Raw genomic sequence first — 15,899 nt, 5'->3', positions numbered from 1 at the left:
ACCTCCAATTCCCCTTTTACCTGTCTTTGTTTTCGAAATCGATCTTCTGATCGAATTTGATGTAGCGGTCGACAAACTGTTCTACCGTTTCATCATAAATCTGCTTGTTCTGATTGTTTTCACGGACATAACCCGCGTAGATCCGGTCGATCAGCACGAGAACCGGAAACTGCGGAGAGATCAGATCTCCGTACTCCAGATTCTTTTTGACCGCACAGAGAACAACCTCGTTGAACAGCTCCTGAAATGAGTTGTCATTTCTCGAAGTGATCAGAATTGTCTCCCCGCCGCGCTTGACGGCCTTATACATGGCATCGATGACCTCTTCCGTCGCACCGCTGTAACTGATTCCGATAACCAGTGCCTCTTCCCCAAGCCTTGCGGCATTCATCAGAAGAGAGTGGGAGTCCACCACCGCATCCGCATCAACGCCCAGCCGCACGAAGCGGTTTTTGAACTCCTGCGCCGCCAGTCCCGAGCTTCCGAGTCCGTAGATAAAGATTCTGCGGTGCGATCGAATGCTCCGGATGATCCGGTCGATCTGATCCTGGTCGATCAGACTGTACGCCTTCGTCAGCATTTCCTGATAGGTATCCAGAACGATCTCCGTATCTTTGCTGTCCGGCCGCCGGTTTCTGCGCTCACTCTGATACTCATAGATGAATTCCCGGTAACCGGTAAATCCGAGTTTTTTTGAGAAACGCGTCAGTGATGCCGGTGAAACATAGAGTTTCCTGCACACCGAATCCGCCGTATAATCATTTCCCGGAAGATAATCATCTCTCAGAAAGAACGCGGCTATATTCTTTTCGATATTGGTAAACTCGCTGTAATTCGCCTCAATCTTCGGCAAAAGACTATGTTCGTATTTTTCCATCAGTACCTTGGTCTGTCATTGACAGCTTCCACAAATCTCCGAGTGATATTCTGCGGTCTTGTAATCGCACCGCCTACCACAACCGCGTAGCAGCCCAGATCCAGAACTTCGCGCGCCTTCTCCGGTGTATCAATGTTTCCCTCCGCGATGACCGGATGTTTTGCTTTTTTCAGGATCTGACGAATAATCTCAAAGGTATGGCTTTCAATGTGCTCATCCTTCGTGTAAGGTGTGTAACCTACCATCGTCGTTCCCAGAAAATCGAATCCGATCTCGTCGGCGTGGAGCGCCTCCTCAATCGAGGAACAGTCCGCCATAAACAGCTGATCCGGATATTTGCGCCGTACCTCCCGGAAAAACTCATCCAGCGTTTTCCCGTCCGGTCTCGGACGTTTGGTCGCATCCAGTGCGATGATCTCCGGCTTTACCGCCATCAGCTCATCCACTTCCTTCATCGTCGGCGTGATGTAGACATCACAGTCCGGATAATCCCTCTTGATAATGCCGATGACCGGCAGATCCACATTCTTGCGGATCTCAAGGATATCCTCCACCGTGTTTGCCCGGATCCCCCTGGCGCCGCCCTCTTTGGCGGCTTTTGCCATACGGCCCATGATGAAAGAAGAATGGAGCGGTTCATGTTCCAGTGCCTGACAGGATACAATCAGACTGTCCTGCATCTGTTTCACTTTCTCGTTCATGTTCTCCTCCTTTGGCTTGGTAAGTTCAGTATAGGTTTGTTTGAAATTATTTTCAACAGTGCTTCGAAATTTTGAAAGCATTTTCAGTTTTTGCCCTCATTGCACATTTTTTGCCCGATTTTGCCGGTTTAAAATTGTAATTCATGCACAATGCAGCGAAAGTTTTGAAAGAATTGACAGAAAAGTATCATCCACCTGCACGCCCCCCGGTCACCGTGAGATGACCTCTGCCATCCCCGGCGTGCGCGCCCACGCGGAGCGTTTTATTTCATAGAGAATTTCGGAGAAATTTCCTATGAAACATGAAAAATGCAGGAAAGGCGGTCTTACACAAACCGTCTTTCCTGCATTTCGCCAGTTGCCCGGTCAGCCGAACAGATGAAGATCATACAGCACTTTCACAAAGAAAATTCCCAGAACGATGAACATAATCGGCCGAACCGCACCTGCGCCTTTACTGCTGAAGAAATTCGACCCGAGATAGTTGCCGATCATGTTGCACACGCCGGCACACAGTCCAAGAAGAATGATCGTCTGGCCGTTCAGCACATAGACCGCAAGGGAGGCGACATTGGTCGTCAGATTGATCACTTTGGTCGCACCGTTGGCCTCCGTCAGCTTCATATGTGCAAAGCCGGTGAGAATCAGCAGAAGAAAGGTTCCCGTTCCCGGTCCGTACATTCCGTCATACATACCGATAATCAGACCCGCTGCCGCAGTGATCAGCCATTTTGCCTTTTCCGACGGCTCCGAGCCGATCGGGGAAAAGTCCTTCTTTTTCGCCAGATAAACCGCAATCGCGGGCAGAAGGAACAGCATGGCCACCTTCAGGATGTGATCGCTGATCATCAGAGCTATGTTGGCGCCAATCGAGGATCCGACCAGAGCGCAGACCGCGCCGGCTCCCGCATACTTCCAGTTCACAAATCCCTTTTTGATGTAATTGGCGGTCGCGACCGATGTTCCCATACAGGAGCTGAGCTTATTCGTCGCAATGGCGGCGTGCGGCGGAAGTCCGCCGATCATATAGGCCGGAAGAGAGATCAGGCCTCCTCCTCCGGCAATTGCATCGACAAAGCCGGCCAGACCGACCAGCGGCAGAATAACCGCAAACTGTATCCAGGTAAGTTCCATAATTCTCTCCTATTCTAACCTCGGTCTTTTCCCGACCGCCAAACTCTCCCGTCATATCCGGGGAGAAACATCATTTTGCGGGAGCAAAACACCGGTCTGCTCCCGCATTCACAAACTCGTATCAATCCTTCCGCGGGCCGTGTCAACCGACCGCCCCCGGTCCTGCAATATTTCCTCCGCCGGGGTTCTCCTCCGTTTTTCCGCTGCCCGGCGTCACGTTTTCTGTTGCTTTTCCGTTTTCTTTCTTTTCTTCTTTCGCGGCTTCCTTCTTCTCTCTTGCCCCCGGAGAATCGGTCTCGGCGCCCGGTCCGGCCGGTCCCTCCGCCTTCGTCTCTTTCGACGCTTCGCGGGCCCCTGTCGTCTCTGACGCCGGTCCCCCGGCTTCCGTCACGCCGGCCCTTGTGGCCGCTTCTTTGGCCGCCTCTTCTGCCGCCTTCTGTGCTTCTGCCGCAAGATCCGCTTCCGAACTCTCCTCCGCCGTCGTCTCCGCTGCCGCGGTCTCTGCCGCTTCCGTCTCATGAGAGATCACGAAATCGTCCTCTTTCTCCGGCGGAAGGGTCGCAACCTCCGGAGCCTCGGTCTCCACCCGGACATCCCGAAGCTGAAACACCTCCGGAAAAATAGTGGCCGCTGCACTCGCCACAACCACGATCACCGTCATCCCGGCGATCGCACCGAGAACCACGCTTCCGAGGTGTGACGCCCGGACCGGTTTCTGATCTCTCTTTCTGCTCTCTCTCATGTCTGCTCCATTTCCCGCATGAAACCATGTCCGGTTTCATGCCTCAACACGTATGCCCTGCGGCCGTTCCCTTCTCTCACGCTTTGCGCGCGACTCCGGTATCACAGCATCCGATCGGGCTTTCTGCAGGCATGAGACCGGACTCATCGCCCGCAGATCAGGTATTCTGCTTTGTGGAAAGCAGGATACGGTCGTTATTGAAATCCTCCCCTGCCCCGGCCGCGAATTTCTGAAGCAGGTCATCGACCGTCATGTCCCTGCGCTCCTCACCGGATACGTCAAAGACAATGCGCCCGGCATTCATCATCAGCGTGCGGTTGCCGAGCTCCAGCGCCTGATTCATATTGTGCGTAACCATCAGGCAGGTAATGTTCTTTTCTTTTACAATCGTTTTCGTGAGATCCAGGACTTTTTCCGCCGTCGCCGGATCCAGCGCCGCCGTATGCTCATCCAGAAGCAGAAGCTTCGGCGTAACCAGTGTCGCCATCAGAAGCGTCAGTGCCTGTCGCTGTCCTCCGGACAAAAGGCCTACCGGATTCTCCATACGGTCTTCCAGCCCCATATTCAAAAGCGCAAGTTTCTCGCGAAACCGCTCTCTCTCTTTTTTGGAGACTCTGCTGAGAAAATGTGTTCCCTCCGACGCGCGCAGATACGCGACCGCAAGATTCTCTTCGATGGTCATGTGCGGCGCGGTTCCCATCATCGGATCCTGAAAAAGGCGTCCGATGTAACGGCTTCGCTTATGCTCTTTCTCAAAGGTGATGTCCCGTCCGTCCAGCTCAATGAATCCGTCGTCGGTCTCAAATGCGCCGGCAATTGCGTTGAACAGCGTCGACTTCCCGGCGCCGTTCGAGCCGACGATCGTCGCAAAGTCCCCCTGATTCATCGTCAGGCTGAGGCGGTCAAGCGCAAGTTTCTCGTTGACGGAACCGGCATTGAACGTCTTGCTGATGTTCGTAATCTTAAGCATACTCATTTCCCGATACCTCCGTCATCTGCCTGCGCTGCGGCGCCGGCCGCCAGACGTCTCCTTGTGCCGTTCTTCCGAAGCATCACTTTTGCCTTCGGCACTACGATGGCCGCCGCGACAATGACAGCGGAAACCAGTTTGAAGGCCTCCGTCGGAACATTGAGGCGGAGCGCAACGGCAATGATAAAGCGGTAAAGGCAGGATCCGAGCACCACGCCCAGGATCTTCGGCAGCATTCTGCGGCAGCGGCCCGTCATGCTCTCTCCGATGATCAGGGACGCCAGCGCGATGGTAACCATGCCCGTTCCGAGATTGATGTCGCAGGTCTTATTGTACTGTCCGATCAGACATCCTGCAAGTCCGGTCAGCGAATTCGATACGCACAGACCCACCGTGACGGTAAATGCCGGATTGATGGAGGATGCACGCACCATCGCCGGGCTGTCACCGGTGGCGCGAAGGGAAAGTCCGAGTCTTGTCCGCAGGAACTCCTTTAACAGAAAGCAGATTCCGAGCACCAGAACCGTTAGAAAGATCAGAGAACTCCACTGTCTCCAGGCCGCGTTCTCCGAGATCCCCTTCACCAGAGAAAAAACCGTGTCGGTTCCGAAAATAGACAAGTTGGAGGAGAATCCCATCACGGCCAGATTCACGGTATAGAGCGCGGTGTTGACGATGATGCCGGCCAGAATGGACTGGACGCCGAACTTGGTCTGAAGAACTGCCGTAACCGCTCCGGATAGAATACCGGCGAGCATCGCCGCAAAGATCGCGAGAATCGGATGTCCGGCGATGGTGACCACCGCTCCGACCGCGCATCCGAATGTATAGCATCCGTCTGTGGACAAATCGCAGATATTCAGAATCGTGAAACTGATAAATAAAGACAATGCAACCAGTGCGTAGATCAGGCCGACTTCAAATGCCGTCGTGACGATCCCCGCAGTGAGAAATCCAGTCATGTTGTGACCTCCGTGTATCCAATATCTGTCAAAGCTCCGCGTGCTGACACCGCCGAAGCCCTGTATCGCGTAAACACACCTGTCGGGAACATTGTTTCACGAATGTTCCCGACAGTGATCATACCATAATTTGAGTGTTTCGACTCTTACTTTTTAAATTCCTTCTGTGTCTTGATCTCGGCAATCTGTGTGCAGAACGGGGTAAACGCGGTCTTGACCTGTGCCAGATCGATGCCGATCGCTGCTGCGGTATCGGTGTTCACCGTTGCGATGCCGTTGTCAAAGGTCTGTACGGCTGTCTCTGCCGGTTTCTTGCCGTCTACAAGAATCTCCGCCACCATGTCCGCGGTTGCGACGCCGAGGTTTGCGTAATCCACACCGTATCCGCAGAAGGCGCCGTTGAGTGCGAAGGAATCCGCGCCGGCGTAGTGCGGGATCCCGGCCTCGGCGAGTTTCTCATAGAAACCGAGTTCCGCGCTCTGTACCGTGTTGTCTGTCGGGGTGAATACCGCATCCACACCCTCGGCAATCAGCGCATCAACCGCTGCGGAAACCTCATCCGAAGTCGTTCCGGTCTTCTCCACATATTGGATGCCCTTTCCATCCAGATATTTTTTCGCATCGGCAATCGGCTGTGCGGAGCTGTCCTCACTCTTCGAGTAGAGGAGACCGATCTTTCTGGCCTCCGGGTTGAGTGCCACGATCAGATCCATGATCGCGTTGGTATTCAGCGCATCCGAGGTTCCGGTGATATTGGCCCCCGGTTTCTTCATATCTGCCACCAGCTTTGCGCCAACCGGATCGGAAACGGCGCTGAACACGATCGGGGTTGCGGAGTCTTCCGCCGCGGACTGCATTACCTGTGCCGCCGGTGTTGCAATCGGAACGATCACGTCAACCTCGTCCGCGATGAGCTGGGAACCGATCTGATTCAGGATCGTCGCATCTCCCTGCCCGTTGTGTGTATAATCTTTGTAGTTGAAAGTTACGCCTTTTTCCTGTGCAATCTTATCAAGTTCTTTTTCCAGATTCTCTTCAATCTGATTTAAGGACGGATGATCCATGAACTGAACGATTCCGACCTTGAATTCCTTCTTTCCGGCAGCGCCCTGTGTGGTTTCCCCCGCGGTTTCCGCCTCGGAAGAAACTGCGGTTTCCGCTGCGGCAGTAGAAGCCGCGGTCTCGGCAGTCTTCTGTGCGCCGCCGCATCCGGTGAGTAATCCTGCTGCCATCGTTCCCATTACAAGTGCTGCTGTCAGATTGCGTCTCTTCATAGTTTTTCTCCTCCTGATGATGATCATGAATCGTGTCTGCAGGATCTTCTGCCGGGCGCCGGTCTGCTTTTTGCGAAGCATCTTCCATTTCAGCGGCGTGCGCATCCTCGCAAAGCGCTTTCATTTCGCAGGAAATGCAAAGCACTTTCCTGTGAAATGAAAAAAGCCCCAGACACAGTCTCCTGCGTCTGGGACGAATTGATAAAATCCGCGGTACCACCCAAATTGACCTTCCGGTCCTCTCATCTCATGTACCAACATACATGCCGCTAAGATAACGGTTGCGGTCTCCGTCACTCCATACAGCCGGCCCGGCTTTCCTGAGTGCCCTCGAAAGTCCATTCGGAATCACATCCCCTGCCGTGCTCACACCATATGCACCGCTCTCTGAAAAGTTCCTGTGAAACTTACTCCTCTTTCTCATCGGTTATGTGTGCATCATAAACTCAGCGGATACATTTGTCAATACCTTTTATGATATTTCTTTAAAGTTTTAAAGTGAGGCGTCCTCTCCATCCTTTTTTCCGCCGGCATAGGTGCATCGTGCGGAATGGCGGCTGCTCAGAGAAACGATATCCGGCTTGCGGCGCGCACAGTCCTCTCCGTGCTTTGCACAGCGGAGAATGAACGGGCATCCCGGGAAATTCTCCGGGACCTTGACGTCCGCATCCTGCGTCTTCTCAATCAGAGACGACGTCATACGCATCCGGTCGTCATCCCTCGTAGCCGCGAGCAGCATTTTTGTGTACGGATGCGCCGGATTCTCATAAACTTCCGACGACCGTCCCGCCTCCACGATCTCGCCGCGGTAGATGACCAGAACCCGGCGGCAGATGCGGCGCACCAGATCCAGATCGTGGGAAATGAACATGATTGTGGTGTGTTTCTTCTCGTGCAGATCCATAATCAGCTTGATAATCTGCGACTGAACCGTGACATCCAGCGCGGAGACCGGTTCATCCGCGATGATAAATCCGGTATCCATCAAAAGGGCTGTGCCGATGCTGATTCTCTGCCGCTGTCCGCCGGAGAGTTCCCGCGGATACCGGTCCGCAAAGGACGGATCGAGGCCGCAGTCCTCCAGCATTTCCCGAACCATTCTCTTGCGCTCCTCCGCGTCCCGGATTCCGCGCACCTTCAGAGGTTCCTCCATGATCCAGCCGATCTTTCTGGCCGGATTCAGGGAACCGAACGGATCCTGAAATACCATCTGTGGGCGAAGTCCTTCCCGCATCCGGATGGTTCCGGTGTAGTCCTTGTGAAGCCCCAGAATCACCTTGGAGAGTGTGCTCTTTCCGCATCCGCTCTCTCCCACAATGCCGAGGATCTCGCCGTCATGGACGTTAAAGCTCATGTCATGAATCACATGTTTGCGGCTCTTGCGGCGGAAAAGACTCCCTCCCACCTCATAGTACACATCCAGGTGCTCGAGGCTCAGCACATTTTCCGTGTTCTCGCCGTCCTCGTGCCGCTCCGGAATCCGCGCCACCAGCGTTTTCGTGTACTCATGCTGCGGGTGTTCCATGACCTCTACGGTATTTCCCTGCTCCACGATATCCCCGTGATACACAACGATCGTCCGCTCACAGAGCCGGCGGATAACATTCAGATCATGGGAAATGAACAGGATCGCCACATGTTTTTCGCGGTTGTATTTGCGCAGAAGATTCAGGATCTGTTCCTGAACCACAACGTCCAGAGCAGTCGTCGGCTCATCGGCGATGATCAGGTCCGGAGAACAGATCGCCGCCAGCGCCAGCATGACCCTCTGACGCATTCCGCCGGAGAGCTCATGGGGATACTTCCGGCAGATCAATTCCGCATCCTCCAGTCCGACGGAGCACAGCGCCTCCACCACCCGTGCGTGAATCTCATCCGGCCTGCAGTCCGTGTGAAGCGCCAGGTTTTCTCCCACCTGCTCTTCGATCTTCATCACCGGATTGAGACTCGTCATCGGTTCCTGAAACACCATGCCCATCTTGAAACCCTTGAGTTTCCGGCGCGTTTCCGGCGGCATTTTCAGGAGATCCTCACCCTCGAACAGAATCTCCCCCGCGTCGATTCTCGCATCTTTCGGCAGAAGATCCATGATGGAAAGCGCACTGAGGGATTTGCCGGATCCGGACTCTCCCACAACGCCGACAATCTCTCCCCGGTGAATGTCAAAACTCAGATGGTTCACCGCTGTCTCGCGCGGATCGCCTTTTTTTCTTCCCGGGAAACTGACGGTGAGATCCTTCACCTGCAACAATAACTCATCCATAACTTACTCCTGCATCCTTCTCAGGCCCTCAGCGATCAGACTGAAGCCGAGAATAATCATAATAATCGTCAGTCCCGGAAAAATCGCGCACCACGGCATATTGAACAGGGACGCCTGAGACTCCGAGAGCATCAGTCCAAGGCTCGGCTCCGGCGGCTGAACGCCGAGACCGAGATAACTCATGGATGCCTCGGCCAGAACCGCATTGTTGAAACCGATCGCACTGCTGGTCAGCATGCTCACCCACCCGTTCGGCAGGATATGTGCAAAAATGATGCGCGGCGTGGAGACACCGATGATCTTCGCGCTCTTGACATAATCCAGTTCTTTCGCACGGATGACCTCGCTGCGAACAATCCGGGCAAAACTCGGCACAAACAGAACGCCGAGCGCGATGATTACGCGGTAACGCCCCGATCCGAACAGACTGATGAAGATCAGTGCCAGAAGAATGCTCGGAAAAGATAACAGGATATCGTTGATCCGCATCACAACGTTGTCAAACAGGCCGCCGAAATATCCGGTCAGCGCTCCGATGATGGTCCCGAAAAACACACCGATCATGACAACACAGATGGCGACAAAAAAGGTCGTCCCGCTGCCGTTCATGATCCGGCTGAAGACATCTCTTCCGAATTTGTCGGTGCCCATCAGATGTGCCATGCTCGGCGCAAGCTTCGCTGCGGCGGAATTCATGGATGTAACATTATAGGGTGTCCAGAACTGACCCACCACCGCCATCACCAGAAAAACGGACGTGATGGCGAGGCCGATGATCAGATTATAATTGCGTTTCATTTCTCTCTCCCGATGCTGGTTTAAGGTTTTGACTTGCTCGCATCCTGTGCGCTCCGGCCGCAGCAGCGTTCACTGCCGGATTCTGCCCGGCATCCGCGCGGCTTCAAGCGATGCGTATCGTCTATCGGATTCTGCACGTCAACCGCTTTACACGCGGACTCTCGGATCCAGCGCTTCATAGATCACATCCACCAGGAAATTCAGAATCACGACGACACTGGTGATGTAGATGACAAGCGCCTGAACAACCGGATAATCGCGGCTCGAAATGGAGCTGATCAGCAGAATGCCGATTCCCGGAACCGAGAATACCTGCTCCACAACCAGCGATCCGGCCAGAATCTCCGCCACAACCATCGCCACAAAGGTGACGACCGGTATCAGCGCATTTTTCAATACATGGTGATACAGAATGCGGTTTTCATCCATTCCCTTGCTGGTGGCCGTGCGGACATAGTCTTTGCGCATCTCCGTCAGCACGGAATTCCGCAGAAAACGCATGGTCATCGCAATCTTCGGAAGTGCGATGGCAAGCGCCGGGAAAAACAGATAATGCAGGGAAGCCCACAGATTCTCATCCGGGGAGACGAATTTTCCGGGCTGGTACCAGTGAAGAACCAGACCGAACACGTACGTCATCAGAATTCCCAGAAAGAAAGACGGTACCGCCATGATCACCTGCGTCAGCTGTGAACTGAAAATGTCCACAAACCGGCCGGAAAACCGGGCGCTCAGAATCCCCAGCGGTACGGATACGATAATGATAATGACGAGCGAGATGCCCGCGAGAAGCACCGTGATCGGAAGTCTCCTTGCAATCAGGGACTGCACCGTTCTTCCGTCATAACGGTACGACTCGCCGAAATCCCCCTGTACTGCACCGGACAGCCATCTTCCGTAGCGGACCGGGAGCGGATCATTCAGCCCCATCTCTTCCCGGAGCTGCTCGATTCTCTCGGCGGTCGCCTCTTTGCCGAGCTTATTCGCCGCAGCATCTCCCGGAATGATGGCAAAAGCCGAAAAAGTGAGAAACGAGATACATAACAATGTGATAATGAGAGTGATAATTTTACGGATAATTTTTTTCATGTCCTCGTTTCTCCTGATTCGTCGGGGTGACAGGTCCCGATGCATTTCGACTTTCTATTCATCGCAAAGTCTCACACAAAGACTTTGCGTCTAACCTCAGTTTTCTGCTTTTTGCGGGGCTGATCCGCCCCGGCTTTATCATTCTCCGATTACTTGGAAACCTGATAAAGCACACTCATATCCTCTGCAGATGTCGGATAGAATGTGTAGCCGGCAAATTTCTTGTTCACTGCAACCAGATTTGCCGGGTCCTGAATATACACCGAAGCGGCATCGTCGGTCAGAATCTTCTGGCACTTCTTGTAAAGTTCCGTCTTCTCCTCCTGATCCACGGAAGCAGCCGCCTTCGCATAAGTCTCGTCATACTCGCTGTTGGAGTAATGAACAAAGTTATTGGAAGCATTTGTGGTATACTTCTTCAGCCAGCTTGCCGGAGCAAGTGTTCCGTCAAAACCAATGACGGTGGCCTGGAAGTTTCCGCCGCGGTAGGTGTTCTGCAGCCAATCGGACCACTCCACCGGATTCAGTGTGACATTGACGCCGATCTCCGCGAACTGTTCCTTGATGATGGTTGCCGTATCAATGTGCTGCTGATAAGAGTTCGGAACCGTGATGGTCAGATCAAATCCGTTCTCATATCCTGCTGCCTTTAAAAGTTCTTTTGCCTTCTCGACATCGCGCGTATAAACGCCGTCACAATCCTTGTTGTAGAGTGAAGACATCGCCGGAATCATGTGCGTGCCGATCACCTTGCTCTTTCCGTTGAACAGGAACTGGTTGATGGCATCGCGGTCGATGGCATAGCTGAGTGCCTGGCGGACTTCCGGCTTGGAAAGCGGCTCATAGGAAGAGCTGAGGTACAGACCCTGTACCAGATTCATGCTTCCCTCCACAATGTTATAATTGCTGTCCGCTCCCAGCGTCTCGATCTGATCGCTGGTCATATACTTCATGATGTCGATGGTTCCGGCCTGAAGATCCATAAACTCGGTCTCCACGTCCGGCACAAACTTGAAATCCACCTCATCGAGATACGGAAGGCCTTCCTGCCAGTAATTCTCATTTCTGGTCATGCAGATGCCCTCACCCGGTGTGTAGGATTCAAACTTGAACGGGCCGGTTCCGATGGGGCTCTTTGCCGGATCCTGGTTTTTCTGCGGGATGATCGCAACATCCATAAGCGGAAGAAGTTCTGCATCGGCCTCTTTCAGTGTCAGCACGATCTTACCGTCCTTCGCAGAAATGTCCGCAATATTAGAAAAAGCGGATGAATCGCCCTGATTCTCCGCATATCGTTCGAGACTGTATTTTACATCATCTGTCGTAACCGGCGTGCCATCGGAGAATTTGATTCCGTCGCGCAGCGTAAAGGTGTACGTTTTCGCGTCATCGGAAATCTTATAATCACTCGCAACGGCCGGGATCATTTCACCGGTCGAGGATGGCTTGACAAGCCCCTCGTACAAATTAAATACCACATCTCTAGTTCCTGCGTCCGTATCTACATGGGGGTCAAGACTAGCCAGGTCCTGGGTCATACCGAATACAACCTTACCGCCTGGTGCTGGTTTTTCTGAAAGAGAATTACTTGCTGCAGAAGATCCTTCTCCAATGGACTCCGCGGCTGCGCCGGACGTTACCGTCTCCTGCGCGCCTGTCTCTGCTGTCTTGCCGCCTCCGCATGCACAGAGTGCTGCAGACAGAGCTGCGACTGCGACTCCCGAAAGAAGTGACTTTTTCATGGTTGAATTACCTCTCGTTTCGTAATAGTCTCTCATTATGAAATTGTCAATTTGCATTGTAACAAATCACAAAAAAAAATCAAGTAAAAGACAGATTCTGCATCAATTCATCATTTTCATTCATTGATATCCGCCTTCCCCTTTATAAATACACCCCGATGCCGACAAGTATTCTGGAAAATACCGCCGGTATCGGGGTGAGTCTGAGTTCTTCATTGATGCTTCCATTACTGCTTCCGGCCGGATTCTGCGGGCAGATTTCCGGAGCCGCGCTCCATCCATCCAGCCAGCCTGTCTGTCTTCCATCCTTCCGGAAGAGGAAATTCCAAATTCTGTACACCGCCTGCCACAGCGGGATATCAATCCTTCATCGATTCGCTCTCCATCACGAGTCCCGCAAGGAATGCGGCTCCTCTCCAGAGAACAGCTTCATTGGCCTTATATCGGCTGCTGTGCAGCGGCCATACTTCCGGATCGTCCTCCGCCTGGGTTCCGAGCCATGCAAATGCCCCCGGCTTCTCTTCAAGATAGAAGGCGAAATCTTCGGCCGTCATCGCCGGTTTCTCCGGTGTCAGATCATTCTCCGCGCCGAACAGATCCCGGATCACGCCGTGCATATACTCCGTCTTCACCGGGTCATTGCGCAGTGCGCAGTATCCATCCTCATAATTGAGTTCTCCCCTGCAGCCCATGGCAAGGCAGATTCCGTCCAGCACTTCCCGAAGACGCCTCTTTGCCGTCGCCCGGACTTCCGGCGAATAAGTGCGAACCGTTCCCTCCAGATAGCACTCTCCCGGAACGATGTTGTAGCGGGTTCCGGCCTTCATAATGCCGATGGTGACAACACACGGCTCCAGCGGATCGGTGTTGCGGCTGACGATGTTCTGTACCGCGGTCACAAACTGGGCGCCTGCCAGGAGCGCATCTTTGCCCTGATGCGGCATTGCCCCATGTGAGCTTGCCCCGGTGATCTGAATAGAAAAATGATCGCTGGCTGCCATCTGCGGTCCCACCTTGACGGCGATCTTTCCTGCCGTACAGTCCGGAAATACATGGAGACCGAAGACCGCATCCACATCTTCCAGCGCACCTTCGGAAATCATGGCACGGGAACCGCCGGTCGGGGAAAGCTCCTCCGCCGGCTGGAAGATCAGCCGTACACTTCCCGGCAGTTCTGACTGGTATTTTTTCAGGATCATCGCTGCACCGAGAAGGCAGGTCATGTGATTGTCATGGCCGCAGGCATGCATCACGCCGTCGTTCTTCGAAGCAAAGGGCAGACCGGTCTCCTCCTGAATCGAAAGTGCGTCCATATCTGCGCGGAGCGCAATCTTCTTTCCCTGTTTTCCTCCGTCCAGATCTGCCAGAATACCGTTCCCGGCTACTCCGGTCCGGATCTTTTCCGCCGTTTTCACTTCGTGACGACTGATCTCCGGCTCCTCGTGAAACGCTCTGCGAATACGGATCAGCTCCGGCTCGATATGCTTTGCCTCCTCTAACAGCCTTTCCTTCATGTTTGATACCTCCTGCATAATTCCATTTCTAAGACCTGAGCATCGATATATGTATCATACGGCAAAATGACACCCTGTCACATTAATTAGTTTTAACATTTTCATTAAGCCGGATTTACCGGACCCGAATCAAGGAGACTTTTCCGATTTCTTCCGATAATCTAAAATGATCAGGAGACACCGCATCCCTGCAGTGCCTCCCGATTCATCTCAACATTAACCCGCTGCCTTTGTTCCTTCTTTGTTCTCAACTTTGCCAAAGCAGATCCTGCTCGATGCAATGGCTCCGATGACGCATGCCAGTGTGATGCCGCATGCCACTATCACTGCGGTCATGACGCCGTGTGTTGTCGGAAGAGTAATGAACATATTCAGCAGTGCGAAATACGTTACACTCATTACCGTGTAAGACAGCGAATAGCTTGCCAGTGCCGGGCTCTTCAGATCCGGATCACAGATACGGAGGAGAAGAACTCCGGTGATGAATACGCCGGTCGCCATTCCGAGTGTTCCTACCATCTGCTCGAACCAGTAACCCTTGAGGTACTTCTTGCAGAAGAATACAAGGAATCCGGTGGTTACCACATAGCCGATGACACACATAACGATGATCGGAACAATGTATGCGGCAACAGCCTTGATCGGAAGAGATGCAACCGCGCCGGTTACCGCAAACTCGGTAAAGGATCCGGTGATGTGGCTCTTCACCGCGCCGTCTACCAGGAAATCACATTTCAGCTTGCAGATGATACCCCAGATAATAAACATACAGATCATTCCGTAAGCCCATACGGAGATGGAGCTGAGCACCGGAATTTTTGCTGCCTTGGTCGCCTGAACACAGAGATAAGCCGCGCCGCAGGCAAGGAAGATCAGAGATGCGTGGAATGCCAGCGCATCGATGGAAGAAGACTGTGTTGTCTCACGTCCGCAGGAATTCTGCTTTGCCGGGTCGGAATGATAACCCTGACGGAACTCAACCGGAATATCAGCCGGTTTGGAAAGCATCTGTGTCTGTCCGGTTCTTGCCGCCCAGTTGATCAGGACAATACCGATCAGGATACCGCCGACGATACCGAAGGTTGCGGTTGTGGTGGATACACCCTGTGAGATCTCCCAGTACGGAAGGTTCATTTCCTTCAGAGTGTTGCCGAGTGTTCCTGCTGTTCCGTGACCGCCGACATAGCCGACACCGAGCTCAATGCCGAACTGATCATACAGATCAAAGGAACCCTGGAAGAAGGTATGTACCAGATAGCCCACCGCAAACTGCGCCATAGATACGCCAAGCGCGATGAAATACAGCGGGAAACAGTTCTTCATGAATCCCGGTTCACTGTCACCGCCCTTTCCAAGGCGAAGTCCCAGCGGAACGCCGGCTACAACCGGAACGATCAGAATTCCCGGAATCATGGAATAATAATTATACCAATCAGCAGGAACACCGAGAAGACCGGTGAGATTGAGTGCCTGCGGTCCGATCAGAAGGAGAAGAAATCCGCCGATTACGGATGCAGGAATGAATGTTTTCTGGAAAACTCCGATCTTTGCGCGGAGAAATGTTCCCAGAAGCAGCGCAGCGCCGAGAAGTCCGAGACTCTTCAGCAGGTCAGTCAGCATAGCAGATGTCATAGACACTACCTCCTTTTACCCTTTCGATTTACAACTACCCTTTTTCCCCACGAGATGGAACCGGTACCATATCGATTCCTATAAATCGTCGTTATAAAGATTCGTGTATACCATATATCCATCTCATTTATGTGTATGATATATCCACAACAATCACTTGTCAATAATATTGTTTGATAATTTTGCGTAAATTGCGCATTA

14 protein-coding genes and 1 other annotated feature are annotated in these 15,899 nt (G+C 53.1%); all 14 genes read right to left on the bottom strand.

From position 1 onward, the window contains the following. Positions 1–16: 16 nt before the first annotated feature. The 14 genes from BR86_RS0103890 to BR86_RS0103820 all read right to left on the bottom strand — a co-directional run bounded on the left by BR86_RS0103890 (position 17) and on the right by BR86_RS0103820 (position 15,698). Entirely contained in the window at positions 17–877 is an 861-nt protein-coding gene (locus BR86_RS0103890) for a MurR/RpiR family transcriptional regulator (RefSeq protein ID WP_031471687.1), read from the bottom strand. After that, the gene (locus BR86_RS0103885; protein ID WP_031471686.1) at positions 877–1,578 is read right to left on the bottom strand and encodes an N-acetylmannosamine-6-phosphate 2-epimerase; all 702 of its coding nucleotides are present in this window, start codon (positions 1,576–1,578) and stop codon (positions 877–879) included. The genes BR86_RS0103890 and BR86_RS0103885 overlap by 1 nt, the downstream gene beginning before the upstream one ends. A 366-nt stretch (positions 1,579–1,944) precedes the next feature. Then, entirely contained in the window at positions 1,945–2,712 is a 768-nt protein-coding gene (locus BR86_RS0103880; protein WP_031471685.1) for a sulfite exporter TauE/SafE family protein, read from the bottom strand. A gap of 142 nt (positions 2,713–2,854) precedes the next feature. Then, entirely contained in the window at positions 2,855–3,454 is a 600-nt protein-coding gene (locus BR86_RS0103875) for a hypothetical protein (protein ID WP_031471684.1), read from the bottom strand. A gap of 157 nt (positions 3,455–3,611) precedes the next feature. Beyond that, on the bottom strand, positions 3,612–4,424 hold the full coding sequence (locus tag BR86_RS0103870) for an ABC transporter ATP-binding protein (RefSeq protein ID WP_031471683.1): 813 nt from the start codon (positions 4,422–4,424) through the stop codon (positions 3,612–3,614). A 2-nt stretch (positions 4,425–4,426) separates the two neighbouring features. Continuing rightward, complete coding sequence (locus tag BR86_RS0103865; RefSeq protein WP_031471682.1) at positions 4,427–5,386, bottom strand: ABC transporter permease; 960 nt, start codon at positions 5,384–5,386, stop codon at positions 4,427–4,429. 146 nt (positions 5,387–5,532) lie between these two features. Beyond that, a complete protein-coding gene (locus BR86_RS0103860; protein WP_031471681.1) occupies positions 5,533–6,660 on the bottom strand; it encodes an ABC transporter substrate-binding protein in 1,128 nt (375 codons plus the stop codon). 186 nt (positions 6,661–6,846) lie between these two features. Further along, positions 6,847–7,093 (bottom strand) — a binding site (T-box leader). A 60-nt stretch (positions 7,094–7,153) separates the two neighbouring features. Then, a complete protein-coding gene (locus BR86_RS0103850; RefSeq protein WP_051684569.1) occupies positions 7,154–8,923 on the bottom strand; it encodes a dipeptide ABC transporter ATP-binding protein in 1,770 nt (589 codons plus the stop codon). 3 nt (positions 8,924–8,926) lie between these two features. Continuing rightward, entirely contained in the window at positions 8,927–9,721 is a 795-nt protein-coding gene (locus BR86_RS0103845) for an ABC transporter permease (protein WP_031471678.1), read from the bottom strand. A 147-nt stretch (positions 9,722–9,868) separates the two neighbouring features. Further along, complete coding sequence (locus BR86_RS0103840; RefSeq protein WP_031471677.1) at positions 9,869–10,810, bottom strand: ABC transporter permease; 942 nt, start codon at positions 10,808–10,810, stop codon at positions 9,869–9,871. A gap of 149 nt (positions 10,811–10,959) precedes the next feature. Continuing rightward, complete coding sequence (locus BR86_RS0103835) at positions 10,960–12,552, bottom strand: ABC transporter substrate-binding protein (RefSeq protein ID WP_031471676.1); 1,593 nt, start codon at positions 12,550–12,552, stop codon at positions 10,960–10,962. Positions 12,553–12,694: 142 nt separating this feature from the next. Continuing rightward, positions 12,695–12,892, bottom strand: a complete 198-nt coding sequence (locus tag BR86_RS0103830) for a hypothetical protein (RefSeq protein ID WP_031471675.1) — start codon at positions 12,890–12,892, stop codon at positions 12,695–12,697. A 19-nt stretch (positions 12,893–12,911) separates the two neighbouring features. Then, the gene (locus tag BR86_RS0103825; protein WP_031471674.1) at positions 12,912–14,066 is read right to left on the bottom strand and encodes a M20 metallopeptidase family protein; all 1,155 of its coding nucleotides are present in this window, start codon (positions 14,064–14,066) and stop codon (positions 12,912–12,914) included. 216 nt (positions 14,067–14,282) lie between these two features. Then, entirely contained in the window at positions 14,283–15,698 is a 1,416-nt protein-coding gene (locus BR86_RS0103820) for a sodium/glutamate symporter family protein (protein WP_031471673.1), read from the bottom strand. Positions 15,699–15,899: the final 201 nt, after the last annotated feature.

It is taken from the genome of [Clostridium] aminophilum DSM 10710 (assembly GCF_000711825.1).
In the GTDB taxonomy this organism is placed as follows: domain Bacteria; phylum Bacillota; class Clostridia; order Lachnospirales; family Lachnospiraceae; genus Clostridium_R; species Clostridium_R aminophilum.
Note: the sequence above shows the minus strand (reverse complement) of the source record. Positions and strands in the feature narration are given on the sequence as shown.